Origin of the sequence: Algoriphagus sp., assembly GCF_030694375.1 — a bacterium.
GTDB lineage: Bacteria > Bacteroidota > Bacteroidia > Cytophagales > Cyclobacteriaceae > Algoriphagus.
In genome coordinates, this window is the sequence record NZ_JAUXYL010000023.1 from 210,777 (window position 1) to 236,364 (window position 25,588).

At 42.7% G+C, this 25,588-nt stretch carries 20 protein-coding genes and 2 tRNA genes; 8 read left to right on the plus strand and 14 right to left on the minus strand.

The genetic code is table 11. From position 1 onward, the window contains the following. Positions 1-71: 71 nt before the first annotated feature. From Q8M62_RS08720 to Q8M62_RS08750, 7 genes are all read right to left on the minus strand, one after another. Positions 72-2,717 carry a hypothetical protein gene (locus tag Q8M62_RS08720; protein WP_304900572.1) on the minus strand — a complete coding sequence of 882 codons (2,646 nt, stop codon included), beginning with the start codon at positions 2,715-2,717 and terminating at the stop codon, positions 72-74. Between the two features lie 38 nt (positions 2,718-2,755). Beyond that, a complete protein-coding gene (locus Q8M62_RS08725) occupies positions 2,756-3,589 on the minus strand; it encodes a hypothetical protein (protein ID WP_304900571.1) in 834 nt (277 codons plus the stop codon). Between the two features lie 51 nt (positions 3,590-3,640). Then, positions 3,641-4,150 carry a DUF4402 domain-containing protein gene (locus Q8M62_RS08730; RefSeq protein ID WP_304900570.1) on the minus strand — a complete coding sequence of 170 codons (510 nt, stop codon included), beginning with the start codon at positions 4,148-4,150 and terminating at the stop codon, positions 3,641-3,643. A gap of 173 nt (positions 4,151-4,323) precedes the next feature. Beyond that, entirely contained in the window at positions 4,324-4,770 is a 447-nt protein-coding gene (locus Q8M62_RS08735) for a hypothetical protein (protein WP_304900569.1), read from the minus strand. Continuing rightward, positions 4,763-5,398 (minus strand): hypothetical protein, encoded by a 636-nt coding sequence (locus Q8M62_RS08740; protein WP_304900568.1) that lies wholly within the window; start codon positions 5,396-5,398, stop codon positions 4,763-4,765. The genes Q8M62_RS08735 and Q8M62_RS08740 overlap by 8 nt, the downstream gene beginning before the upstream one ends. Beyond that, positions 5,398-5,913: a hypothetical protein gene (locus Q8M62_RS08745; RefSeq protein ID WP_304900567.1), complete on the minus strand. Its 516-nt coding sequence runs from the start codon at positions 5,911-5,913 to the stop codon at positions 5,398-5,400. Before Q8M62_RS08745 ends, Q8M62_RS08740 begins: the two co-directional genes overlap by 1 nt. After that, positions 5,913-11,081 (minus strand): T9SS type A sorting domain-containing protein, encoded by a 5,169-nt coding sequence (locus tag Q8M62_RS08750; RefSeq protein ID WP_305668077.1) that lies wholly within the window; start codon positions 11,079-11,081, stop codon positions 5,913-5,915. The genes Q8M62_RS08745 and Q8M62_RS08750 overlap by 1 nt, the downstream gene beginning before the upstream one ends. Before the next feature lie 607 nt (positions 11,082-11,688). Here Q8M62_RS08750 and Q8M62_RS08755 point away from each other — a divergent pair. The 3 genes from Q8M62_RS08755 (at position 11,689) to Q8M62_RS08765 (ending at position 12,625) form a co-directional block, all read left to right on the plus strand. Then, positions 11,689-12,090 (plus strand): DUF4174 domain-containing protein, encoded by a 402-nt coding sequence (locus tag Q8M62_RS08755; RefSeq protein WP_304900565.1) that lies wholly within the window; start codon positions 11,689-11,691, stop codon positions 12,088-12,090. A 107-nt stretch (positions 12,091-12,197) separates the two neighbouring features. Next, entirely contained in the window at positions 12,198-12,434 is a 237-nt protein-coding gene (locus Q8M62_RS08760) for a hypothetical protein (RefSeq protein ID WP_304900564.1), read from the plus strand. 117 nt (positions 12,435-12,551) lie between these two features. Further along, a tRNA-Pro gene (locus Q8M62_RS08765) sits at positions 12,552-12,625 on the plus strand. A gap of 143 nt (positions 12,626-12,768) precedes the next feature. Here Q8M62_RS08765 and Q8M62_RS08770 read toward each other — a convergent pair. Then, positions 12,769-12,857: transfer RNA gene (locus tag Q8M62_RS08770), tRNA-Ser, on the minus strand. A 224-nt stretch (positions 12,858-13,081) separates the two neighbouring features. On the opposite strand from Q8M62_RS08770, the gene Q8M62_RS08775 reads away from it, so the two are divergent. Then, positions 13,082-13,336 (plus strand): hypothetical protein, encoded by a 255-nt coding sequence (locus Q8M62_RS08775; protein ID WP_304900563.1) that lies wholly within the window; start codon positions 13,082-13,084, stop codon positions 13,334-13,336. A gap of 243 nt (positions 13,337-13,579) precedes the next feature. Further along, positions 13,580-14,881: a PAS domain-containing protein gene (locus Q8M62_RS08780; RefSeq protein ID WP_304900562.1), complete on the plus strand. Its 1,302-nt coding sequence runs from the start codon at positions 13,580-13,582 to the stop codon at positions 14,879-14,881. Between the two features lie 12 nt (positions 14,882-14,893). Here the strand turns inward: Q8M62_RS08780 and Q8M62_RS08785 are convergent, their stop codons facing one another. From Q8M62_RS08785 to recQ, 4 genes are read right to left on the minus strand one after another with little or no spacing between them, the layout of a single operon-like run. Continuing rightward, positions 14,894-15,349 (minus strand): gliding motility lipoprotein GldH, encoded by a 456-nt coding sequence (locus tag Q8M62_RS08785; protein ID WP_304900561.1) that lies wholly within the window; start codon positions 15,347-15,349, stop codon positions 14,894-14,896. Then, positions 15,342-16,802 (minus strand): regulatory iron-sulfur-containing complex subunit RicT, encoded by a 1,461-nt coding sequence (locus Q8M62_RS08790; RefSeq protein WP_304900560.1) that lies wholly within the window; start codon positions 16,800-16,802, stop codon positions 15,342-15,344. The genes Q8M62_RS08785 and Q8M62_RS08790 overlap by 8 nt, the downstream gene beginning before the upstream one ends. Before the next feature lie 40 nt (positions 16,803-16,842). Continuing rightward, on the minus strand, positions 16,843-18,132 hold the full coding sequence (gene purD, locus Q8M62_RS08795; protein ID WP_304900559.1) for a phosphoribosylamine--glycine ligase: 1,290 nt from the start codon (positions 18,130-18,132) through the stop codon (positions 16,843-16,845). A 15-nt stretch (positions 18,133-18,147) separates the two neighbouring features. Then, entirely contained in the window at positions 18,148-20,325 is a 2,178-nt protein-coding gene (recQ, locus tag Q8M62_RS08800) for a DNA helicase RecQ (RefSeq protein WP_304900558.1), read from the minus strand. Positions 20,326-20,422: 97 nt separating this feature from the next. Between recQ and Q8M62_RS08805 the strand changes: the two genes are divergently transcribed. Beyond that, positions 20,423-21,391, plus strand: coding sequence for an SIS domain-containing protein (locus Q8M62_RS08805; protein WP_304900557.1), 969 nt, complete (start codon positions 20,423-20,425; stop codon positions 21,389-21,391). A gap of 6 nt (positions 21,392-21,397) precedes the next feature. Then, on the plus strand, positions 21,398-22,474 hold the full coding sequence (locus Q8M62_RS08810; RefSeq protein ID WP_304900556.1) for a mannose-1-phosphate guanylyltransferase: 1,077 nt from the start codon (positions 21,398-21,400) through the stop codon (positions 22,472-22,474). Between the two features lie 154 nt (positions 22,475-22,628). Here the strand turns inward: Q8M62_RS08810 and rlmB are convergent, their stop codons facing one another. Together rlmB and Q8M62_RS08820 are read right to left on the minus strand one after the other, a co-directional pair. Then, positions 22,629-23,405 (minus strand): 23S rRNA (guanosine(2251)-2'-O)-methyltransferase RlmB, encoded by a 777-nt coding sequence (gene rlmB / locus Q8M62_RS08815; protein ID WP_304900555.1) that lies wholly within the window; start codon positions 23,403-23,405, stop codon positions 22,629-22,631. After that, on the minus strand, positions 23,378-24,613 hold the full coding sequence (locus tag Q8M62_RS08820; RefSeq protein WP_304900554.1) for a GWxTD domain-containing protein: 1,236 nt from the start codon (positions 24,611-24,613) through the stop codon (positions 23,378-23,380). Before Q8M62_RS08820 ends, rlmB begins: the two co-directional genes overlap by 28 nt. A gap of 61 nt (positions 24,614-24,674) precedes the next feature. Between Q8M62_RS08820 and Q8M62_RS08825 the strand changes: the two genes are divergently transcribed. Next, entirely contained in the window at positions 24,675-25,451 is a 777-nt protein-coding gene (locus Q8M62_RS08825; RefSeq protein WP_304900553.1) for a bifunctional 2-polyprenyl-6-hydroxyphenol methylase/3-demethylubiquinol 3-O-methyltransferase UbiG, read from the plus strand. Positions 25,452-25,588: the final 137 nt, after the last annotated feature.

The window sequence follows — 25,588 nt, forward strand, 5'->3', positions numbered from 1 at the left end:
AGCCGTTGGATCACCGCTCCAACTTTCACAACGGTCAATCATTTTTTTATCGGGATCGGTAACTTGAATACCTATTGATCTCCTGCGGGCCTAAGTACGAAAGTCAATCCCTCAAGATAGTCTCCGTCTGCCAATGCTTTAATCTCAAACTCCAATTGACCGGGAATGGAATTCACCTGCATAAATTCCAGTTGTTTTGAGTCAATGCGCAACTTGTATTTTCCGGGTAGAAGGCCATAGGAATAAAAGCTTCCATCGGTAAATGTCCGAATGATCTCCACAGGTTCTGACTCGCCTTCACGTATTAATTCCAGCCTTAATCCTCCCTGTCCTTGAGTCTGTCCATTTTTTTCTATCAACACAAAGCCATCAATAATGCCCGTCTGATACAGAGGGATATCAATTTGTCTGAAACGATTTGGTTCGGCGACAAAGGAAAAACTTTTCAGCTTTGGCGCTAGATTCGGGTTTGGAAGCGCGGTAATATCAATATCGAGGCGATATTTCCAATAACTCTGAAGCTGTGTGATCCTCAGGATTCCGTCTGTTCCGATGAGAATATTTGCCGATCGATCCAGTCGGATTGCTTTGGCAGGAACTATTTCTTCCCCCTCATCAAACAGGCCGTTTTCATTGCTGTCAACAAAAAGTCTCACAGCTGCACCCGAGCGGGTGACCTGATCTCTGTTACTTGGAATGATCATGCCACCGGCAGGGTCATAAGCTAATGAACCGCTGAAACCTTGTTGGAATGCATGTCCATTAGTTCCTTTCGTGTATTGCGTGGAGGATCTCAATGAATTAAAATCATAAAGAAATCCAACTTGGAATCTTGACAGATCGCGGATGAGCTCTCGATCATATCCCAATGTAAAGCGCCCATTTTTGAAGAGGGTCTGGGAAAGCAGGAAACTCACAGATTCTCCTTGCTCGAGAAGAGTGGAATATCGGAATTGCCCACGTAGAAAAAGCCCTCGGACATAAACCGGGATTCCGGGGCTTCGGGGTAGGGTATAAGTCAGTGAACTGGTGAAGAGTCCGAATTGATTCTGACTGGGATTTTCCGGGTCACTGATCAATCCACGAGCGCCACCGCGGTAATTAAAGCGGACCACTACCCGGTTGATTTGGGTGTTGAAATCAAATTGGTAATTGTTTACTCCTAAGCCTGTATTGAACCAGATTCGCTCTCCGGTTACCCGGAAGCCTGAGAATTTGCCGAGGATTTTGAAAGGATAAAAAACGTTGAGGTTTCCGTCCCGTGTTTGTCCCCGGAAATTAAGAGCGGAATTTTGATTGTATTCAGTGAATTGTGCATTGATGGTGGTGTTATCCGAATAGAATACACTCGCATTTGCGCGATAGTAGCGATCAGGAAGTGCGTCCACATTGAGCAGGTATTGCTGATATAGCCGTGCCGAAAGCCCAAAAACCGGATATATGGCCCTTTCCCCAAAAATCGCTCCTTGGTCGGCACCGGCACGGACTGTCAGCGCATTCGTGATTCCGTAGGAAATGTCTGCATGAGAGGTCATGCCGGTTCCCAAGCTGTCAAAAGTAAACTGTGGCAGGCCAGCTTGGATATTAAAGCCTACAAAACCTTTTGGTAAAAAGCTAAATGGAACCTGAATCTGTCGGTCCTGAACGATGACTTCTCCCTGTGGGGTGTAAATTCTTGTACTCAGTCGAACTGTTCCGTAGGTTACGGGGGCGTTGAATCGGTAGTATCCTACCTCATCTGCCCTGGTAAAATCCACCAGTTGCCCCCCAATCAAAAGCTCGACTTCTGAATCGGGAACAGTCGTTCCATCGATGATAAATACATCCAATTCCAAACGGGGAATCACCGGATTATTGGTGACTGAAACACCGACCAGATTGGCGGCATTCGAAAAACTTGTGGTGCTGATTTGCCCTGCACTGATACTGGCCATGCCGACATTTCGTTCGGGGGTCATACCTCCCGGAAGCACATACCTCCAGCGTAGACCTGAAAAGCTGTTTAAGAGGTTGCCGTTGTTCAGGTTCCCGTTAAAACTCCCCTGAAGATCACCTCCAAGCAGTTCCATGCCGGCATTGAGAAACAGCCCGAGGTTATTTCCAACATCGGAAGTGGTGTAGTTGACATTGTAATCCAATACTCCAAGGCTGAGGGCTTTTCTCTCCCGATTATAAATTAGCGGTGCAGCGAGCGTGTCGTTATTGTTTCGTTGTTGAAGCTGTTTTCGGATTCCTTCCCGCTTTTGCCGTTCTTCGATCGGCAGCGTAAATTCTGATTTCATACTCACGCTCAAGGCGTAGGTATTCACGGTGAAGGTGATGCCAAAAATCTTTTTGAAGTAATCCGGGTGAAGAAAAAGGTCCAGTTCACCCAGGTAGTATTTATCCGCTTCGAGGGCTTCGGATTTCCCTTTGATGATGAGTTTATTGGTGACAGGGTCTACGGACCAATTGTCGTTTTTTGTAGGATAGGAACCTTTTAGACCTTTTCCATTTTCCGTTCGTTCGGTGGAAATATAGAGCATACTTAAAACTTCTCCCAAGGGAAGAAAAGCCACATCTCCAAAAAATACCCCGTTCAGGTAAACATTGCCTACTGCCGGGTAATTGAAATTGAGCATCACCTCCCCATCCGGTTCTTGCTGGGCAAAGACAGGTTGGAAGCAAGCCGCAAAAAAAAGCAGCAAGCCAAGAAAGAGTTTAGGGAAGGTCAGCAATTGAAAGGGTGATTGCTATTAATCAATAGTGAGTCGGGTCATTGCTGAATTTTCAAAGTCACTGTCGTACGCACCGCAGGAGACTGAACCAAATCAGTAGAAGGGATGTCTGATCTTCGAGTTTCGTAGGTTAACTCAACATCGTATTCACCAGATGGAAGGTTTTCTGGAAGTTTCAGTTCAACTGAACGCTTTCCGGAGAAATATAAAGCAACAGTTTGCTGCTGTTCAGCCAAGACCTGTCCGGTTTTATTCTTCAGGCTTGCAGTTACACTTCCAAGATAGGGCGAATTCCCCGTTACCTTAAATTCAGGAATGATCCTTACGATGTTACTTGCAATTTCAGTTTCTACTTCTCCAAATTCCAAGCTTGTACTTACCGCTCCCACTTTCTGGAAAGCTGCGATAATTTGATCAAACTTGAAGTTTACCTGAGTTGAAACTCCTTCGGTGTTGGTTTCCTCTACATCTGTAGTTTGGGCATTGGAAGTCACTTTGATTCGGGTAAAGTAAGTCCCTGCACTTAAGGTTCGGTCAGGTCTCACCTGCAATCTCACCGTCTGCTGTTGCTGAGGTGCCAGGATGAAAGTTCGGGGAAAAGCACGTAGCCGATCTCCCATTCCAAATTGCTTTTCACTCAGGCTGTCACCATAAACCATGGTTAGATTACCCATGTCATCATTTCCGGGATAGCCAAACAGGAAACTCACGTTGATTTCCTGAGGTGTGTCGCCCGGATTGGTGACAAAGAGGGTTCCGATGCCATTCTGATCAATAAAGACCGTAGTGGGGGCGAGGGATACTTGCGCCAATGCCGAAAAGGAAAACAGGCAAAAGAACAGTGCGAAAATAGCTGGTAGTCGATGTGTCATAACGCTAAAGTAAAGAAAGCCGACAGGAATTTCCTGTCGGCTTTGATGGAATTAATTGTATTCAACACTAATGTTGAATATACCAGCATAGGTTCCTGTTGCTTGGTTGGTAAGTACTGGAATTGTACCACCTACCCAAAGAAAGTATACATTGTCTACCAATGTTACCGTGTTGCCGGATGTAACTGCGACTGCCGTTGCCTGCGCCGTATTCACAGCAGCACCAACTACTTCAGGAGTCATCACCATAATCTCAGTACCATCGATAGTTTCTGTTAATGTTACCGTGGCATCATATGAAACAGTCACTGCTGAATTAGCACCTCCTAGGTCAAATCTTGCTACGTTTGTAACAGAACCGGTATTTACATTAGTGATTCCGTTGGCATCAAGGACAATGGCCCCAGGAGTGTTGGCAGAAAGATTACCAAAGGCAATTTCATCCTGAGTTACATCCAATGTGATTGTTAAATCAGCCAATACGGTAGCCGAAGCATCTGCAGTTGCAGCTTTCTGTGCATTTGCGGCAAAACCCAAACCTGCTACTAGGCCGAGGGTCAATACGGATTTTAAGATTGTTTTCATTTTGTTGTTTGTTTGTTTAGATAAATAAGAAATTGATAAAAATTAGATTTTGGACTTTTTAATTTGCTTCAGATATCCGGGATATCCTTGGCGTGATTTACTAGAAGACTTTTTCCATAGGCATGATTTTATGGGTTTGTATGTTTTAGTTAAGGGTATTCTATTTTTATTTTAATTCCATTGAGGGTCGGCAGTCCAAGCCAAGCCTGAAGATGAGAGGGTCTGGATTCCATGTTTCGAATTAGCCTCGGAAGATTTTTCATCTGAAGTTCTTGTGATCCGACACCCAGCTTACTCGCTGTTTCGAAATCTGCACTTCCATCATTTAGGAAGTAGGCTTCGGGAGGAGGTAGGATTTCTCTTTCCGGGAATTCCAGATCGAGCAGAAAAGACAGGTTTTCATGTGCCTCAATCCCTATCCAAACCTTCGCTTTGCTGTTTTCCCAAGTGCCTCCTTCCATTGGATCCAATACCTGTGCGCTGAAATTGATTCCTGCGGGGATTTCCAGCCGGATAGCCACAACTTGGGCATGGGCTAGTGTACTCATTGCCGTAAGGAAAACCATCACCGCGATATGTCGGAATGTCTTACTCATTGCTGGTGAAATAGACGTTGATGGTAATATCTCCCAAGTACTGCCCGGCATTGACCGGGCCGATTGGGCCAAGTTCTCCGTGTATAAAAAACCAAGCTGTTGCTTTGGGTCTCACATAGTCTCCAGAAATCGGAATTGGAGGTGGCCCGGGTGTACCTGCCATTCTTCGATTGACGGGGAAAGTCACATTGTAAAATCCCAAAGGGAGCTGTACAGCTCCTGCCTTTGCAGTCATTTCATCGCCTGCTAGCAAATTACTGTAGGCAATTCCCACCCGAAATGGAATTTGCGTCGCCGGATCAGTGCCCGTGCCACCCAGACTAAGGAAAGTAGGCGCATCCACCTCTACGGTCAGGTCAAATCCTTCAGGGGCTTCAATCCGATAGGCTACCGTCTGCATGTCAGAAAGATTAATTGTGACTGCAGGGCTGTTGGCAGATATATTGGACTGCTTTTGATTGAAATTCAAGGTTGGACTGGCCATTACCGGTGTTATGGTGATGTCATCACTCCCGGTCCAAGTGCTGAAGTTGATTCGTTGGGCATAGCCCATCCCGGAGGAAAACAATCCCCCAAGGGCAATGATCAAGACCCCAAACTTTCTTCGATATATTCTTCCGATCGCCATCAGATGTATTCCAATTCGATGATAAATTCCGACAAGTATAGTCCGGGGGTAGCCTGAGACAAATCCAGATTGGCTCCCAGCCATAGGAAAAGCATTCCCTGATCACTGAGTACTACATTCGCTTCACCTACTTGCAAAAGCGTACTTTGGAATTGAGTATCTTCAAAGGCCTCGCTGACGAAATACTGGGCAGCTACCTCTCCCATCCCTTCATTTTGTTCTTTCAATACTTCATTTTGGAGAAAAGTAATTCGCACTTTTCCATTTGGATTTCCGATGATTTTAAACATCCCCGCAAAACCACTAGTGATAGGGGGGACCACAATTTTATTGTCTAGGATGGGAGGGCTTATCAGGTCCAAATTTCGAATAGTCAGCATCTGCAGGTTATCCGTCACCGTAGCTGTAGCCCTAACTGAAAGCGTTGCCTTTCGGGTATCATCGACTTGTGCCAAGGTCACATTACCCACTAATCCGGAGATGAAAAGGAAAAGTAGAAATAGAGTCCGCTTCATCAGTTTTTGATCAGTTTTTGGGTGAATTGTCCGGTGGAAGTGCTCAATCGAATGATATACAGACCGTTTGGCAAGTCGATCGCATTGGGTATCCAGTCTAGTTCCTGAATTCCTGCTCCATAATCTTGGGAAGGGAAGTTTCCGACTCCATTGCCAAGCAAATCGTAAATGCTGATTTCGACTTTTTCGGCCACAGGGAGATAGAATCGAATTTTGGTCTGCTCGCTAAACGGATTCGGAACCGCAGCAAACAGTTTTGGGAAGTCGGGTAAATATTCGATTCGGTCATTCGGGAATGCCCCGATGTAGATGGTGAACGGACGCAGGGGTTTGCCAGAATTTGAAACTCTCGCATTCACCTCACCGCTTTCATAAGGTGACTGAAATACTACAGCTTGGGGAATTTGCAGTGGATCAAGGGATTTTCTTGCGTTTGTAGTTGCGATTTTTGGAGCTTGGAATGTAAAAGAGTACATGGACTCTTTTCGCATATCGATTGCTTTTTGATTGATATGATCCATCAAGACTACATTGACAGCGGCGGGCCATTCGGCAGGGAGTTGCCAGTTCATGAGGTAGGTGCCGGTGATTGCTTGTCCTCCTTTTGAAGCAGCCAAGTGGAGGGGGATTACTTTTTCCTCTCCATTGAGGGCGGGTTGATTATTGATGACCAAGGGACTTTTGGATTTCAGTGAGCCATAAGTGTAGAGCAGCAGCCAGTCCTCGGCGAGCGATTCGAGCTGATAAGCGTCTTTAGGGTCGGCGCCGATTTTGCCGTCATTTTCAAAAGAAATAAAGGATTCAGCCTCGAGTCCTTCGCCTGCGACATTCAGGTTGATTGTCAGATTTTTTTCCTTCTGTTTTCTGCCATAGAAGGCAGTCGAAGCCAGAGTTTTGGCTTCATTTCCACTTAACTGTAAAACAGGACTCGGCGCATTCGCTTTCACCCAAAATGCCTGAAAGGGAGCGATTCGTCCGCTGCCAAGCGTACCAGTTGTTCCGTTCCAAGTAAGGAAACTTGAAGTGGCGGGATTCCATACATAGATTGATTGATCAAGATTAGCCTTGTTCCATCCTGTGGAGGAATAGAAATCAATTACGCTTGCGGTTGGATTGGAAATCAGATTAAATCCTTCATCTGCCTGATTCACTTCTATTAGTGCAACTGTCTGAGCAACCAGATTTGTGTCCCTTGCCGTAAAAGTCACCCCGAAATTAAAATCCCCAGAAGCCAGGTTTACTTCTGTCCCTGTGAGCGCGATAGTTTTCGGAAGTCCATCCGTATAGCTTCCTCCACCAGGTTTGGTGGCGCCATTGAAGATGTAGAAATAATGTCCTCTTCCTGCGGGTGCTGCTGCGCTCAAGTTACTTGGCTGTCTCCATCCTTGTAGGGTGGTTCCTTTGTCCGTCTCATCCCACCACAGCAGGTTGGGCTGTAAGCTTGGATTAGTCGAGCCTGTGAATCCCTGGGTTTCTAGGCCGTTGGTCAAGTTAGCATAGGTGGTATTGACAGGGCTTCCGATCATTCTCCAGCCTTTTGCACCGGTGAAAGTTTGCTGTATTTCCAAAGTTGGGGTGGAAGTGCTTCTATTGACATAGAGAGCTCCGGGGCTTAGGATAAGTTTTCCAGTTCCGGTGCTGAATGAACCGGAACTTAGAATCTCCATGGTTTTCCCTGTGTTGAGTGTCAGGGTATTGCTGCCACTTAAGATGACTGCTGTGGAAACCGGAGTAATATTTTCGGCTACGGTCAGGGTAGAGTTGATGGTTTTTGTACCGGTACCGGTGAAGGAAATGTTTGCAAAGCTGCCAGCACCAATGGCTGCGGAAGGGGTTCCCGTAAAGTCTACTGTACTGCTAGTACCTGAGGTGAAAGTTCCCAGGTTGTTCCAATTGCCATGAACAGACAGGGTGAAGGTGCCTGAAATTGTAAGACTGGCGCCAGTTTGGATGCTGATGTTTCGGGCCACTGCACCATTGGTATTGATGAGGGGTTGGAAAGGTGCTGAGGAGATGATCAGTACATCTGTGGCCGCTGTTGGGATTCCCCCGCACCAGTTAGAAGCAGTAAACCAGTCGGTAGAAGTGCCGCCAATCCATGTACCGTTTAAGCAGGATAAAGTGCTGGTTGTGACATTGAGTATTCCTGTGTCAAGGGTCCCAAAATACTGAGCGTTGGGAAAAGTTGCCGCCGATCCAGTACTGCCGAAAGTTCCAACTGGTTGACCATTTCCACCTAGGGTTAGCGTATTTGTGGTACGATTGGAGCTACCGAGCCTTGCCACGGCGGTTCCATTTATGGATAGATTTTCGAGAATATTTTGGTTTCCTGTGAAGAATTTATCTCCTCCGCCTTTTAATTCCAGTTTGTTATAGGTGATCGCAGGTAAATTTTGGGAACTTGGGCTACTGAAGATAACTAGGGATGTGCCCGGTGCCAATGTTCCTGATCCAGTTTTTTCAAAAACTCCGGAAGCGATTTCAATTGGACCTTCCGATTCGGGCCCTAAGGTGGTGGTGCCTGAATTCAGTTGTACACTTAAGTTTTGGTAAACTCCGCTAACTATTTTTTGCCCTCCTGACAGGTTATTATAAAATACCAAGAAACTCCAAGTCCGATTCAAGGGGATTGGTGTGGCTGAAGTACTTTGGGTACTGAGCGTTCCGGTGCCGGAAGTGCTCAGGGTATTTCCGGAAAGCTGAAAACTACCCATGTTTAAGTTGATAGTGGCCGGGATAGTCAAACTCCCACTTACCGAGAAGGAACTGCCTGCAGTCAGGGTTTGGCTTGCATTTAGTGCCACAGAAATATTGTTTAATCCAGAACCGGAGACTTCTCCTCCGGTGGTTTTACTTGCTCCCTGATAGCTGAGGTTGTAGGGGTTTGAACCCTGTATGGTTCCGGTTATTGCTCCACTGCTGCGAATAATCGCGGCGTTGGAATTCATGCTCAGGTTTGTGCCTGCAGCCATTGTTCCTGAGCTTAAGGTTAAGGTGCCGTTGATTGAAATTGCTGAGCTGAGGGTCAACCCTGCTGAATTATTCAGGGAAACGGAAATGAAAGAATTGGTAGAGGATCCGGAAATAGTCTGTGCTGTAGATCCATTGAAAGCGATTGTACTAGTCCCGGAAATGAAGGAACCATTGTTTGTCCAGTTGCCTAAGAGGGTATGAGTCCCGCTTCCGGCATTGAAATTATTCGATATAAGAATGTTGCCGTTTACTGTCAGATTTCCGGAGGCAGTTTTGGCTCCGGCTCCGGAGAAAGTCAGGTTGTTAAACGTGCTGGCTTGGATGCTTGCAGGGTTGTTTCCATTGAAATTGACGGTGGAGGTTCCGGGAGTGAATGTTCCGGTCCGTGTCCAGTCTCCGCCAACGGTATGTGTGAATGAACCCGCATTGAAATTATTGGAGATCAGCACATTTCCGGTGATAGTTAAGTTTCCGGAGGCAGTTTTGGCTCCGGCTCCGGAGAAAGTCAGGTTATTAAACGTACTGGCTTGGATGCTTGCAGGGTTGGTTCCATTAAAATTTATAGTGGAGGTTCCGGGTGTGAAGGTTCCCGTCCGTGTCCAGTCCCCGCTAACGGTATGTGTGAATGAACCCGCATTGAAATTATTGGAGATCAGTACATTTCCGGTGATAGTCAAGTTTCCAGAGGCAGTTTTGGCTCCGGCTCCGGAGAAAGTCAGGTTGTTAAACGTGCTGGCTTGGATGCTTGCAGGGTTGGCTCCATTGAAATTGATGGTGGAGGTTCCCGCATTGAAGGTTCCTGACCGTGTCCAATTGCCTCCTACGTTGTGGCTGAAGTTCCCCGCGGTGAAAGTGGTACCGGTACCTATTTCTACATTTCCGCCTATGGTAAGGGCAGCTACTGCTGAGGTCGAGGCGGTGCCGGTGATGATAAAGTTACCAGCAATGGAGGTAGTTCCTGTCTGGAAAGTTTTGGTGCCAGAGGAGCTAAGGCTGAGGTTGCAGTAATTGACTCCCTTAATTGTTTGTGCCGTTCCATTGAAGTTTACAGTATTCAAACAATTGGTGGAAGCATCAAGATTGCTTATTGTCGATGTACCGCCTAGGTTAAGTGTCGAGTTCTCTCCCTGAGTTAGTGAACCTGTACCACCTAAGGAAGAAGAAACATTAAGTGTGCCTGTGTTGGTATAGCTTCCAGTTATAGCTGTATTTGAAATGGAGATTATTCCATTCAAAGTTTTGCTGATCCCAGTTAGGTTGTATAGTCCTCCCCCTGATGAAAAAGTCCCATTATTGGTTAAACTTCCAGCGATAGTATAGGCGGGAGATGCACCGTTTTCTGTCCAAGTCCCTCCAGTGTTGATAGTCAAATCTCCACCAATACTTTTGGATTCTCCTGGAGAAATGACCGTTCCTGAGATGATTGCATTGCCACTAAGAGTTAGAGAAGGGGTATTACTGGATAAAGTCAGTGTATTGCCCGCACTAATTATCATATCGCCAACAATTTCGATTCCTCCAAAAACATTAGAGGTGGCAGTCGTAGTGTTATTTCCTGACATTGTAAAATCCCCATCGATGGTTTTTACACCAGAAATCCCTTTTGGACCACTCCCTGATAAAATTAAATTGTGATAATTATCTGTCGAACCAGTAAAGACTGTTTGATCAGCTCCATTGTATTCAATAGTAGAATTTGGGCCAATGGAAAAAGTGGTCCAACCCGTTGAGATCGGAGATCCAGACCCAGATAATCTTAGTGTTCCTTGAATAGATGCAGATTTGTTTCTATTTCCGGTACCTGCGGATAAGCTGGTGCAATTAACAGTGGATTCACTTGAAATTTCAAATGATATTTCTCGGGAGGATTGCGATCCTCCTGGTGCAGTTGCATTCACTTCGATTTCAAAAAAGGTGGCAATACCGGTGCCTTGAATTGTGGAAATCTGACTAGTATTAGTGTTGTTATTTCTAACTTGTAAATTTCCAAAAGACCGATTTACATCCATGTTCAAAACAGATCCACTATTCATTATGATGCTATTGCCTGGTGTAATAGTCGAAGCGTTTACCGTTTGACCAGCATTTATGGTAGTCTGCCCTACACTCACGCCATACCATAACACCAAAAGCCCGACGAGCAGGAGATGTTTGATTTTCAGGTTGTACGCGGACTCGGGCGAAAGATTAAGCATTAATGGTGGTAATCATAGAATTCATTATTCAACAAAAAATTCTTTTTATATATATAAAATACATTTATAGATATCTTTTATTTAATAACTATCTCAAGGTTGTATGCTGTAATGAATTTTCAGGCAATGAATTGATTTTAAGGATTTCAGGTTTTAAAACACAAAAACCGAACCAAGTGTAAAAAAATGTAAATTATCTGAAAGAAACAACTTGAATTGGGGTTTTATTTCTCCTCAAAAATCTTATTTTGAAAAAACCGTATCCGGATAAGTTTATGTAGTAGGCAATGAGGGGACTTGAGTTTGATTCAGTAAGCCTTTCTGTGTTCGCAGAAGATGGGTTTGTAAAAAGTAACAGGAATTAAAATTAAAGTCAGATAAAAATACTTAAGCCCTGTATTCACGATTGCAAGTGTTTATTATTCTTCTCGTATCGTATAAGAACTGATTTTATATTGTAAGTATTTGTTAATAAAAGAGTTAATTGATAATTTAATAGAATAAATTATACCTTCGAAACTGAAGAGACATCAACCGATGTGGGTATAACTCAATCGCTAACAGGTAGAGATTTAAAACTGTTTTTAATTTGTAATGTTCTCAAGCTATGAATTGGTTGATCGTTTTTGCTTTTATGTCATTATTTCAAAAGGATTGTCTTCCAGAGGATTTGCTTTGGAAGCATCGGATTTTAATCTACACTGGAGAAGGAGGTTTTGCTGCTTGGCTTTCAGAAGATTTGGCCAAGGATTTAACCACAAGGAAGCTGTTATATTTTCAATTCAGGGAAAGCAAGCTAATAAATTCAAATTTCAAGGAACCCATTCAATCAGAGGCCTTTTTGAGAAAATTGAAGCTTGATCCAACTGTTAAAGAAAAGTGGGTTTTAATAGGGCTGGACGGCGGTATTAAAAATTCGGGTTTCGGATCGCCTTCACCCGCGGCGATTTTTAGAATTATTGATGCTATGCCCATGCGGCAATCCGAAATTAGGTCCGGAGATAAGTAGTAATATTCAGTGAATTTTTTTTCAAAAACATGCGAAAAATACCCTATATAGGGTATGTTACAAGAGTTTTTAGCATCGTATTTTTGACGAAATTGAAAATTAGCTTTATGAAATTCTTTTATCTATCCTCCAAGCCAAATGACCTTGGCCATTTTGAAATTCACGAAAAAGAGTGTCCCCAGATTCCCGATGCGATTGACCGAGATTATCTCGGGCCATTCAATAATGGGCGAGAGGCATTGAGAAAGGCTTTACTTATGAATCCCGGATCGGTTTGTTGTGAACATTGCTGCCAAACTAATTTTGAGGCCATGTTTAGCCAGTCTAAGAAAAACCAAGCCTAACAAGCTCAATCAACTTATCCGATCTTATTGAAAACCAGATGCTTTATTTTGAGGACTTAAAAAATAATTTTTAAAGCTTTCTAAAATCTTTGAAAATTGTAAATTCGAACCCAAAATCGGGGTGTGGCGCAGTCCGGTAGCGTACACGTCTGGGGGGCGTGTGGTCGCAGGTTCAAATCCTGTCACCCCGACAGTATAGGATTTTAAACAAAATCAAAACTCTGTAAATATCTGATTTACAGAGTTTTTTTATAAGAATAATCTTAAATTCATTTCTATTCTAAATCAAAAAAAAAGTCCCTAATCTGAAAGATTTGGGACTTTTTCAAAATTGCAGAGGGTGGGGGATTCGAACCCCCGGTACAGTTTAACCCGTACGACAGTTTAGCAAACTGTTGGTTTCAGCCACTCACCCAACCCTCTAATCCGGTTAGCTCTTTGGCTTAAGTGATGCAAATATAATCCAATTGAAAAGATTTAAACAAGTGCTGAAGGCTAAACAACCATTCTTTCACTAAAATCAAATTAATGCCCTGAAAATCACTTCAATATTTCTTGATTTTTTTTAAAATAATTGAAAAATACCCAGTACTGGGTATTTTTTTGACAGATACTAAAGCTAATTTTATCGAAACATAACTTTCAAAATGATTATTCAAACTATTAATTGTGATTTTTTGATTGAGGAAAGCGGCCGAACCAATGGCTGTATTTCGGTATATTCTGATTCCCTGGATGAAATCCAGAGACTTTTTGGTTCCTTGGAAATAGAGCGTTTCGATCGTACCGACTGGAAATATAAAGTATGCACCTGCAAACAGGATTTGGCCAACGCTTTGATACTGATGGTAAAGGAAATTAATTATTCCGATTTTACTCAGTCTAGATTCCAACAGGTATAGGTGCTTATTATTTACCATTTCGGGTATTTGATTTAAAACTTAAAAAAAAATTCTTTCGCCTTTCTTATTCTTTTTTGGGATGAAAAACATTTTTTAATTCAGTAGCATCTTTTTAGTGTCTTGATAAGAATTATCTACTGATTTATTGAGAAATGAGATATATAATTCCATCAATAGCCCCTTTTTTTTAATAAAATTTTTTACTCAAATTTCGGATAGTCATTCATTTATCGACCGAAAGTTTTGATCAGCACAGACAGTATCGAAAGCCTTATTCCTGAATTCCTGATGGATTCAAATCACTTTTTTCTCGTTGTCGCAGACATTGAGGGTAAGGTGGTGAAGGTTAATAGGGGTTTTGAGCGAATAAATTCTAACCCGATCAATTTTCAATTTTCTGATTTTCTTTCTCCAAATTCAGAGCAGGAATTTTCTTACTCCTTAGAATTGATGTTGGGATCGCCAAAAATTAGAAGGCATTTGATGCTTGATCATCCTGCATTAAGAAATGAAGGTTTCTCACAGATTTGGTGGGAGTTTTCAGTAGTGACCACACAAGAGATGGATGTTTCCGGGATTATTGGGATTGGTGTGGGAATGCCGTTCCTCGAACAGGAAATGCCTTGGAATAATCTTGTGGACGTTCTTGGTTTTGGTGAGATAGTTTTAGACCAGGAATTTAAGGTCTTGTCTTGGGATGATCGGATTTTAGAATGGTTTGACCCTAAAGCTGAAAATTGGGAAGGAAAGGAAATATCCAAAACTCTTTTTTTCAAGGATTTGAATCAGTTTAATCATTTGCTCTCTCAAATTTCCTCGGGAGACAAGCCAATGTGCTTTTTGATTAACACAGATTATCCGGGTAAATCTTCTTTTGCGGCCTTGGTAACCCTTTCGCCTAAAGGATTTCATCTTTTTTTGATGCCAAAGGCAATTCCTTTTTATTCTATACCTGAAAAACCTTTAATTCAGAACCAAATGCTTGCGCTATTTACCGGTTCTGTATTTGTTCTAAATGATGCCGGAAAACTTATCCAACAAAACGAATCTGCGAAAAATCTGGGGAGAATTTGGAAAGGAAGGGCCTACTCCGAGGGGTTTGCCTTAAGTTTTCCAAACCAAGCCAACCGCTTTTCCAAGCTTTTAAGGGCTATAGAGGATGCGAAAAAAGGACAAACCGCAGAATTGGAAATTAAGTTGTTGATGCCTAATCAAGAATTTGCTTTTTGGAATGTAACCATTAAACCTATTTTTTCTGACATAAAAATAGTTGAAGGCGTTTTAATTCAGGTAGTTGATACCACTCCAATCAAGTCTCAATTGGTAGTCCTGAACAGGGAAAATGACCGACTTCGAGACCTGGCCTTGAGTCCATCTCATATTTTGAGGGGGCCACTTTCTTCAATGATGGGAATACTTGAATTGATGGATTTCAAGCAGTTGGATAGCGAAAATCAAAAGTTATTCGGTTACCTTAAGCCATTGACAAAGGAGTTGGATCAGATTATTCGGCAGCATGCAAAAAAAATGAGCACCTTTAATTAAGGTGCTCATTTTTTATTTAAGGATTTTGAGTCCAATAGCTTCTATTCCCGGAAGATTATCCTGTCTCATGTACTGTAAAAAGATCAATCTTTTGGTTTTTTCTGGCAGATCAAAAGGCAAGGTGTCATAAAAAGTGAAAGTGTTTCCAAAGCCTGTTCCTTTTGGTTTTCCATTTTTCGAATCAAATAAAGGAATATTAACCAATTTATTATCCAAGACTAATCCTAAGGAATCCGCACTTATAATACGAACATAGAAGTTAGAAAAAGGATAGGTTTCATTGAAGCGAACACCTATGAGCTTTTTACCGCTAATTTGATCCAAGTCCATTAAATCAAACGCTACACTGTCTTTTTCGTGCCATGAATTAGACTCGAAGGAATGAAATTCTTCAAATAACCGGCTTTCTGTGCAGGAAAAAAGGAATGGCAACAGTGCCAATGAAAGTAGTTTACGCCACTTATTCATTGCCACCATTGTTTGGTCCCTGATTTCTTCGAGGAGGAAACTTCCGATTGCCTTCGGCTTTATTTTCGATCGGTTTATTGATTTGATTTTGAGGTTTTGGGCTAGTTTCCTGATTCGAATTCGGCTTGGGCTTGTTGCGGTTTTTATTTCGTTTTTTTCTTGCTTCATTTCCCTCTTTAGATTCTGTTCGAGGAACTGCCTGTGTTTCCGGAGTTTTTTGTTTTTGAGCATTCCCAAGCGGACTAGTTCCCTTGCCTGAAGACTGAGGTGCTTGAGATTTTTGTGAATTTGGTATCACGGCCTGGGTAGTCTTGGAATTATCTCCGTTGGGCTGACCTTCCAAACGGCCTTTATTTCTGGGCTTTTTCTTTTTCTTTTTGGTGAATTTTTTATCCAATAGTTCTAATTCTCGAGTAGACTGTGCAGCCAAATCTACTACATCGGAAGAATTGTCAACTTTTAAGTTAAAGACTTTTATCCCTTGTTCGTTTAATCCCTGAATCTCTTTGACACGCTCGCAAGTGATGCTGTGCCAATCATTGTCGTTATTATAGCTAAACCACATTAACTTACGGAAGATGTCTGTTTTTTGAAGCTTTGCGGGTCCCGATTCGGTTAAGAGTGGTTTTTCGACCTGAGGAATGTCTTTGATGGCATCCATGTAGGTGTCTAATTCATAGTTTAGGCAGCATTTCAATCTTCCACACTGACCGCTGAGTTTGCCGGGATTAAGTGAAAGGTTCTGATACCTGGCAGCGGAGGTGGTTACATTCTTGAAATCCACCAACCAAGTAGAACAGCATAGTTCCCGTCCACAAACACCCACACCTCCAAGCCTACCAGCCTCCTGACGAAGTGAAATCTGTCGCATTTCTACCCGGATTTTGAACTCTCCGGCAAGTGATTTGATTAATTCACGAAAGTCTACGCGATCTTCAGCAGAATAGTAAAACGTTGCTTTGGAATTGTCCGCTTGATATTCTACATCAGACATTTTCATCTGAAGTTTAAACTCTTCTACAATTTGTCTACAGCGATAAAGTGTTGGAATTTCCCGATTCCGAGCTTCCTCCCACTTTTCCATGTCTTTTTGATTGGCTATGCGATAGATACGGGTGATGTTATCATCGTCTCGAACTTTTCGCTTTTGCATTTGCAGTCGGACCAATTCTCCCTGTAGCGAAACGTAACCAATATGATGGCCACTCGGCACATCCACGACTACGGGATCACCCGTATTCAACGCGAGATAATCTACGTTACGGAAATACTCTTTCCTTCCGCCTTTGAATTTGATTTCAACAATGTCAAAGTTATCTACTTGAGGGATTCCCATATGGGAAAGCCAGTCAAACGAGTTCATTTTATTGCAATCGCTCGTGCCGCAGCTGCCATTATTTTGGCATCCACCGGTACCTCCTGAGGAGGTGGAGCAGGTACTACATCCAGCCATAGTATATATTCAGGGCTTTCGCCTCGATTAGTTTTTAGATTTAATTCATCAATTTTAAGATATCTTGTCCGATATCTTTTCGGTAGTAGGCTTTTTCCCAGCTTATTTTTTCTACCGTGTTAAAAGCATTTTCCAATGCGGTTTCCAAATTTTCTCCGAGCCCTGTCACAGCAATTACGCGTCCCCCTTGATTGACTAATTTTCCTTCCGGGTTCTCTGATGTGCCGGCATGGAAAATGATGCTAGCGCTAGGATCTGTAGGCAATGAAATTGGAAATCCCTTTTCATAAGTACCGGGATAACCTCCGCTGACCATTACCACCGTCGTAGCATAGTCTGGAGATATCTTCAGGTCGTATGCTGCTAAAGTACCCGTGGCAATACCTTTCAAAAGTTCGACAAAATCACTTTCAATTCTTGGCAATACAGCCTCGGTTTCCGGATCGCCCATCCGGACGTTATATTCTATCACTGAAGGTTCCCCACCATCATTCATCAACCCTATGAATAGGAAACCTTTGTAATCTATTTTTTCTTTTTCTAATCCAGCTATGGTCGGTTTGACGATTTTGTCCTCAACCTTTTTTAGGAATTCTTCGGTAGCGAAAACCACGGGACTTACAGCTCCCATACCTCCGGTATTTAATCCGGTATCGCCTTCTCCGATCCGTTTGTAATCTTTCGCCTCCGGCAAAATCTTATAGCTTTTTCCGTCTGTGGCTACGAAGACCGATAATTCAATTCCATTGAGAAATTCTTCAACGACAACTTTTGACGAAGCATCGCCAAATTTAGCCTCAAGAAGCATTTCTTTTAATGATTCTTTTGCTTCTGCCAAACTCAGACAGATCAATACACCTTTTCCCGCAGCTAGTCCGTCTGCCTTCAACACTATTGGTAGCTTTTGATTTTCTAAATAGGCCAATCCCGCATCTATCTGTGCTGCAGTAAAGGTTTCGTAGGCTGCTGTAGGTACATTATTTCGCTGCATGAAACGTTTGGAGAAATCCTTACTCCCCTCCAGTGTGGCCCCCAACTGTGAAGGACCAACAATTGGAAGATTTGCTGTATTCGGTTTAGATCTGAGAAAGTCCACCAATCCTTTTACCAAAGGCTCTTCCGGTCCTACGACGACCATGTCAATGGAATTATCCAGGATAAACTGATGGATTCCACTGAAATCAATAACAGAAAGTGCAATATTTTTGGCGATGCTAGCTGTACCTGCATTACCAGGTGCTACATAGAGCTGTCCGCATTGAGGACTTTGTACAATCTTCCAAGCAAAGGCATGCTCTCTGCCTCCGCTTCCCAATAAGAGTATATTCATTGACTCGTTTCGTTTTTAATTGGCATGCTCTGAGATGAACTTGATTCGATATACCCGCAGTTCGTCTTCTGCAAAGTCTTCATCGCCCAGCTCTTCCAATGCTGCTTTTATATGATCGCTTTCTGCATTCATAAAATAATCATGGAGGATGTCTTCCCGCTCGTCGTCCATGATGTGATGAATGTAGTAATCGATATTTAATTTAGTTCCGCTATAGATGATTTGCTCAATTTCTTGAAGCAATTCAACCATGGTGATGTTGAGATTCTCTGCGATCTCATCCAAGTCGATCTTGCGGTCAATCTGTTGGATTATTGAAATTTTAACTTTGGATCGGGCTCCTGCGGTTTTCACCACTACCTCAGCGGCGGTTTCGATCTCATTCTCCTCCACATAGGTAGCGATAAGTTTCAGAAAAGGTGCCCCAAATTTGACAACTTTTCCCATTCCTACACCATTGATCTGTGCCAGTTCTTCCTTTGTTGTGGGGTAGATTGTGGCCATTTCTTCCAAAGAAGGATCTTGGAATATGATGTAAGGCGGTAGGTTTTTAGTTTTAGCTACGCGCTTTCGTTCTGCCTTAAGTAATTCGAAGAGCTTCTCATCGTAGGCGGGTCCTGAACTGATTTGCATCTCCTGGGTTTCTTCCTCCGATTCTTTTTCGAAATCATGATCTTTAAAAAGATCTACTGAATAGGGGGAATCAATGAAATCCAAGCCTTTTTGGGTGATACGAAGAATTCCATAGTTTTCAATGTCTTTTTCCAACAGCGCAGTAATCATCGCCTGACGGATGACAGAAGTCCAATGCTTTTCGGACTCCTCTTTCCCTTTTCCAAATACATCGAGCGTATCATGCTTGTAACTTTCGATGTATTCGTCCATTTCGCCTCGAATCACTTTGACCAAATGTTCTAGGCTGAACCGCTCCTTTGTTTTTTGAACGGCCTCCAAGGCAACAAGAAGGAAGTCCATGCCTTCAAAGGTTTCCCTTGCCCGCTTGCAATTATCACAGAATCCGCAGTCCTCATTGAGCGTTTCTCCGAAATAATTTAAAATAAACTTCCTCCGACAAACTCCTGTTTCAGAAAAGGCCGCCATTTCACCGAGCAGAATCTTGGCGTTTTCACGCTCTGTGACCGCTTTGTCTTTGTTGAATTTATCCAACTTGACAATGTCCTCGTAGCGATAGAACATCAGGCAATGGCCTTCCAATCCATCCCGTCCTGCTCTACCCGTTTCTTGATAGTAGCCCTCCAGCGATTTGGGCACATCGTAATGAATTACATAGCGCACATCCGGCTTGTCAATTCCCATCCCGAATGCAATGGTTGCCACGATGACATCCAACTCTTCATTGAGAAAATCATCTTGGGTTTTGATGCGAATGGATGAATCTAAGCCGGCATGGTAAGGGGCCGCATCTATCTGATTTACCCTGAGTAACGCGGCAATTTCTTCTACCTTTTTGCGGCTGAGGCAATAGATAATACCTGACTTACCTTTATGTTGCTTGATAAATTTGATCAGGGATTTCTTTGATTCATTTTTCATCTTTGGACGCACTTCATAGAAGAGATTGGTCCGGTTAAAAGATGATTTGAATAAATCTGCTTCTTCCATCTGAAGATTTCGCTGGATATCCTGCTGAACTTTTGGGGTAGCCGTGGCTGTCAGGGCAATGATGGGGAGGTTTGGGGCGATTTGGGCAACGATAGACTTGATTCTTCGGTATTCCGGGCGGAAGTCATGTCCCCATTCTGAAATACAATGCGCCTCATCAATAGCTACAAAACTGAGGTGAGCGGACTTCAGAAAAGCAATATTCTCTTCCTTTGTCAGCGATTCCGGAGCCACGTAGAGCAGCTTCGTGTTTTTTTTCAGCACCTCGTTTTTAACTTTGGTGGCCTCTGATTTTGTCAGTGTTGAATTCAGAAAATGCGCATTCACACCCACCGCGTTCAATTGATCTACCTGATTTTTCATCAAAGCAATCAAGGGTGAGATAACAATGGCCGTCCCCTCAGATACCACTGCCGGAAGCTGATAGCATAGCGATTTCCCCGCCCCTGTAGGCATGATTACAAAGGTATTCCTCTGATTGAGCAGGTTGTCTATGATGAGTTCCTGATTCCCACGGAATTGGCTGAATCCGAATATTTTCTTAAGATCTGCTTTTACTTTTTCTTCCACGAGAAGAAGTGGCTTAGTTAGGTGAAAATTGCCTGTAAACAGGAATGAACGATTAGTTTTATACCTTTGTCAAAATTAGTGATTAACCCAGGTAAAATTGAATTTAGCTAAAAATATTAGAAATACAGCCACTCGGGTTTTGCAAAACGAAGCAAATGCCATCTTAAAATTAATTGATGGCTTAGACGGTAGTTTCGAGGCTTGTGTGGAGCGGATTCTTCATTCTAAAGGTCGTGTGGTGATAACAGGAGTGGGAAAGAGCGCCATCATAGCAAATAAAATTGTAGCTACCCTGAATTCAACCGGTACGCCTTCACTTTTCATGCATGCAGGTGATGCAATTCATGGGGATTTGGGGATGATTTTGGAAAATGACATCGTAATATGTATTTCAAAATCCGGAAATACGCCGGAAATAAAGGTGCTTGTTCCATTGTTGAAAAAGCTTGGATCTGTCTTAGTTGCAATGGTCTCTAATATGAATTCGTATCTGGCTGAGCAAGCTGATTTTGTCCTAAATGCGACGATTGGAGAGGAGGCTTGTCCTCACAATCTTGCTCCAACTACAAGTACTACCGCTCATTTGGCTTTGGGTGATGCTTTGGCTGTCTGTTTACTTGAGGCTAGGGGCTTCACTTCGGATGATTTTGCTAAATACCATCCTGGAGGTTCGCTGGGAAAGCAGCTCTATCTAAAAGTGGAAGACGTCTTATCCAAGGGGGTGATTCCCGTTGTCACAGAAGAAGCCGGACTGACTGAGGTGATTATTGAGATTTCAGGAAAAAGGTTGGGGGCTACTGCCGTGAATGACTCAAATGGAAATCTGACAGGAATCATCACCGACGGAGACTTGAGAAGAATGTTGGGTAAAACCCTAGACATCCAGTCGCTTCGGGCAAAGGACATTATGTCTGTCAATCCAAAAACTATTTCAAAAGACGAATTTGCCATTCGTGCTCTGAATCTGATGCGCAATCATAATATTACCCAATTAGTCGCTTTGAATGAGGGAAAAATCGCCGGTTTTGTCCATATTCATGATTTGATGAAAGAAGGAATAGTCTAACCCAGCATGCAGGACAAACCCTACATTGTAATCATGGCAGGAGGAATCGGTTCACGATTTTGGCCATATAGCAGAAATAGCCGACCAAAGCAGTTTTTGGATATCCTTGGTACGGGTAGAAGTCTACTCCAAATGACCTATGACCGGTTCAGGGAAATTGCCGAGCCGTCCCAGTTTATGGTAGTTACCAATCAAGGGTATTTGGATCTTGTCAGGGAGCAACTTCCCGAACTGGAATCCAGCCAGGTACTATCGGAACCACTTAGGAAAAACACAGCTACCTGCATAGCCTATGCAGCTTATAAAATTCATGCTTTAGATCCTGAAGCTAAATTGATCGTGACTCCCGCTGACCATCTGATTTTGCAGGAAAAGCGATTTATTCTGACAATGAACAGGGCAATTCAAGCCTCCGAAACAGAAGGAAGGCTGATTACAATCGGGATTAAGCCCAATCGGCCGGAGACAGGATATGGGTATATTCAATATTTAGAGGGAGATAATGGCAATCCTGCCTTAAAAGTTAAAACCTTTACCGAAAAGCCCAGCATTAAACTTGCGAAGACATTTTTGGATAGCGGCGATTTCGTCTGGAACTCGGGGATATTTGTATGGAAAGCAAAAAGTTTGCTGGATGCCTTCACTGAAAACTTGCCTGACATTGCAGAGATTTTTGAAGAAGGAAAATCCCATTTTGGAAAACCAACTGAACAGGATTTTATCAATAGGGCCTATACCATGGTGAAAAATGTATCCATAGATTATGGAATCATGGAGAAGTCGGATAAGGTTTATGTCATTTTGGGCGATTTTGGCTGGTCAGATTTGGGATCATGGCACAGCCTTCATGAGCTGCGGGAAAAAGATGAGAATAATAATGTGGTTGAGGCAAACGCTTTGTTGTATGACACGAAGGATTGCTATATAAAAATGGATAGTGATAAATTGGTGGTGATCGAGGGCCTTGAAAATTACCTAATAAATGAATCCGAAAATGTTCTCCTGATCTGCAAACTTGGAGGAGAAAGGAAATTCAGAGACTTTGTAGCCAATGCCAAAAAGAAAGGGGAAGACTTCGTCTGAAATCTCCCCATCCCTTTAGTTTTTTATTTCCGCCCTTATTTCTTGATTGACTGTATTTTAATGTTCAATTATCAAGCTCAATGTTCAATTTGCAATGCGTTTAGGTCAGACCTTGAATTTGATCATTGCTTATTGAAAATTGGTCATTGACGAACTATTTTTTACGCTGTCTGAGTGCTTCATAAATCGCCACTCCCGCCGAAACAGAAACATTCAAGCTTTCAATATTTCCAGCCATGGGTATTTTCACTTTATCATCCACTATCCCAAATATCTCCTGAGAAATACCATCTTCTTCAGATCCCATGATCAATGCCACTGGTGAAGAAAAATCAGCATCATACATCACCTTTTCTGTTTTCTCGGTAATTGCTACCAGGGTTAACCCCATTTTTTGTAATTCACGGCAGGTGTAAAACAGGTTTTTGACGCGGACTACAGGAAGGAAATTCAAGGCACCGGAAGAGGTTTTAATCGCATCTGAATTGATTTGAGCACTTCCTTTCTCCGGAATTACGATCGCATCTACTCCCGCACATTCTGCAGTTCTGGCAATTGCACCGAAGTTCCGCACATCAGTAATGTGATCCAGTACCAAAATGAGTGGGGATTTTCCCACGGCAAAGCAATTGTCGATCACATTGTCAAGCGAAGCATAGACAATCGAGGACATCTGCGCTACTACTCCCTGATGGTTCTTTCGGGTGATTCGGTTGAGTTTGGCATCAGGAACTCTGACAACCGGGATTTTTTCTGCTTTGCAAAGCTGAAGCAATTCCTTGATCAAGTCATTGTTCAGCTCTTTTTGTACGAGTACTTTGTCGATTTCTTTGCCTGCATGGATGGCCTCCATTACAGATCGGGTACCGAATATGAAATCTTTTTCAGTGGCTGCTTTATCGATTAGAAAGCCATCCTTCCGCTTCTCCATTGGGAAATGTTTTTGAACCAAACCGGCTGATAGGCTCGGGATCTGTTCAGGGTGTAGAAATGTGGGCTGAGTATTGTTTTAGCCCGCGCAAAGGTAAACTTAATTTTTGAGCTTGCGTCCATGCCTGCATAGGACCAGACTTCCCGATCCAAGTAAAAATTCACTTCCTGTGGTGGCCCCATGACGATATAGACCATTCCTCTATCTGTCTTCCAGCCTTCTTTGAAATCGGTAAATAGAATATTTGCAAATTCTACCATGCGAAAATAATTACGAATCAGTTCCTTGGCGATTTCAGGGTTACGGGTCAGGTTGATCCAGTATTCATCGAGCGCCTTTTTTTTGTCTTGGGCAAGAATCAGCGTTTCATGTTCTTTTCGGGTAGAAATGTAGGTAACCATCTGAACCATTTCTTCCCAATCCTTTACCTTTGGAAATGACTCGTGTGTAGTTTTTAGCAAAAGCCCTGTCTGAGCAGTGGTGTCGGTCTGGAAAAAGTAATAGCCCTCTTCACTAAATTCCTTAGGGATATTGGCCAAGAAGTCGCCCATATTAATCACATTTAGTTCTTTGGGGATATCTGCAGGACGGGTCTCCATAGGAGGAAAAGGCACGTCAAACTTGATCGGGTAAAAGAATGAGTAGATGGAGGGCGATTTTACGGTTTTGAAAAGTAAGGATTCTTCCTTATTTAAGTAGTTTTGATCAAATGCGATTTCATTGGCGTAATAAGCGCCAAAATCAGGTTGGTCCAAGACAAATTGACTTTTCAAATCAATGTGATAGACATATTCATCCCCCTGACGCGTATCCAAAACTGTCAACAATGCGATCGCTGTTTTTTGGCTTTCCGGGATTTCTACCATTTTTTCAAATATCCAATGCCTATCCGAATCTGCTTTTAGATCGTTTTCTGTCAAAAGGTTGATATTATCAGAGCCAATTACCTGATCATAAGAATTGAGTATCGAATAGCTAAAGCTAAAATTTGCGAATGCAGGAGCTTCTTCGATTTTTTCAATGACAAATTGGACTTTGAAACTTTCCTTACTGGTTTTTATCGGAATGATTTTCAATCCCAGGCGAGAATATAGCGAATACCTCAGAGCCTGATCTGTGGAAGAGAGGGTTTTTTGGGCGAGTGAATGATGAGAAATAATAAATGAAGCAAAAAGGAATACTACTAGCGGGGTGAGGATTCGATTCATTAGGTCTTGATCTCGGTTTTTAAAAATTAGACTTACTTTTGCCAAAATACTAAATTTTCAAATGGCTACCTATACAACGGAAATCGCCTCTGACAAGTTGATCAGCGACAATCCTATCCATCAAAGACTTCTCAAAGCATATATCGCTGCCAAGCCTTGGATTTCCGGTAGTTTACTGGAAGTGGGCTGTGGAGAGGGTAGAGGAGTTGAGGAACTTTTGCCCTTGGCATCGAGCTACATAGGTTTGGATAAAATCGGAGAGGTAATCACCATGCTAAAGGAAAAGTATCCCAAAGTCGATTTTCGTCAGGCTGTGATTCCTCCATTTTTGGATTTCGAAAATAATTCCTTTGAGACGATTGTCAGCTTTCAGGTGATTGAACACATCGAAAATGATCATCTCTTCCTTCAGGAAATCTATCGAATGCTAAAGCCGGGAGGGAAGGCCATAATTTCAACACCCAACATCAACCATACCCTGTCACGAAATCCATGGCATGAGCGTGAATACAAGCCTCAGGAATTGATAGATTTAGCTGCCGGGATTTTTGACAAGGTCGAGGCAATGGGAATTGGTGGAAATGAAAAAGTATGGGCATATCATGAAGCCAATCGAAAGTCCGTCCAAAAGATCATGCGCTTTGATATTTTTGACTTGCAGCACAAGCTTCCTGCTTCGGTATTAAGGTTTCCTTATGAGATCCTAAATCGTATGAACCGAAATAAACTTCATAAACAACAGGGCACCTCCGTGGTGGAGATCAGTCATGAAGACTTTCCGCTGGTGAAGGATCCTGCAAAAGGACTTGATTTGTTTTATATCCTTTGGAAAAAGTAAGGATTGATAATTTGCCACGAAGGCGCTAAGGCACGAAGGTTATGTAAAGCTTAACATAGTGTCATTGTAGAGAAAAATCAAGTTGTAGTTTAAGAAATAAGCAAACATAAATTCATAGAGATTCAAGCAAAGCTTTG

What these genes read in the sequence shown, in the direction of transcription:
- Q8M62_RS08810 (WP_304900556.1), top strand. Translation starts at nt 21,398, where the DNA reads ATGCAGGACAAACCCTACATTGTAATCATGGCAGGAGGAATCGGTTCA.
- Q8M62_RS08785 (WP_304900561.1), bottom strand. Translation starts at nt 15,349, where the DNA reads ATGAATAAGTGGCGTAAACTACTTTCATTGGCACTGTTGCCATTCCTT.
- Q8M62_RS08755 (WP_304900565.1), top strand. Translation starts at nt 11,689, where the DNA reads ATGAATTGGTTGATCGTTTTTGCTTTTATGTCATTATTTCAAAAGGAT.
- Q8M62_RS08740 (WP_304900568.1), bottom strand. Translation starts at nt 5,398, where the DNA reads ATGGCGATCGGAAGAATATATCGAAGAAAGTTTGGGGTCTTGATCATT.
- purD (WP_304900559.1), bottom strand. Translation starts at nt 18,132, where the DNA reads ATGAATATACTCTTATTGGGAAGCGGAGGCAGAGAGCATGCCTTTGCT.
- Q8M62_RS08725 (WP_304900571.1), bottom strand. Translation starts at nt 3,589, where the DNA reads ATGACACATCGACTACCAGCTATTTTCGCACTGTTCTTTTGCCTGTTT.
- Q8M62_RS08820 (WP_304900554.1), bottom strand. Translation starts at nt 24,613, where the DNA reads ATGAATCGAATCCTCACCCCGCTAGTAGTATTCCTTTTTGCTTCATTT.
- Q8M62_RS08735 (WP_304900569.1), bottom strand. Translation starts at nt 4,770, where the DNA reads ATGAGTAAGACATTCCGACATATCGCGGTGATGGTTTTCCTTACGGCA.
- Q8M62_RS08745 (WP_304900567.1), bottom strand. Translation starts at nt 5,913, where the DNA reads ATGAAGCGGACTCTATTTCTACTTTTCCTTTTCATCTCCGGATTAGTG.
- Q8M62_RS08775 (WP_304900563.1), top strand. Translation starts at nt 13,082, where the DNA reads ATGATTATTCAAACTATTAATTGTGATTTTTTGATTGAGGAAAGCGGC.
- Q8M62_RS08825 (WP_304900553.1), top strand. Translation starts at nt 24,675, where the DNA reads ATGGCTACCTATACAACGGAAATCGCCTCTGACAAGTTGATCAGCGAC.
- Q8M62_RS08760 (WP_304900564.1), top strand. Translation starts at nt 12,198, where the DNA reads ATGAAATTCTTTTATCTATCCTCCAAGCCAAATGACCTTGGCCATTTT.
- Q8M62_RS08750 (WP_305668077.1), bottom strand. Translation starts at nt 11,081, where the DNA reads ATGCTTAATCTTTCGCCCGAGTCCGCGTACAACCTGAAAATCAAACAT.
- Q8M62_RS08790 (WP_304900560.1), bottom strand. Translation starts at nt 16,802, where the DNA reads ATGGCTGGATGTAGTACCTGCTCCACCTCCTCAGGAGGTACCGGTGGA.
- rlmB (WP_304900555.1), bottom strand. Translation starts at nt 23,405, where the DNA reads ATGGAGAAGCGGAAGGATGGCTTTCTAATCGATAAAGCAGCCACTGAA.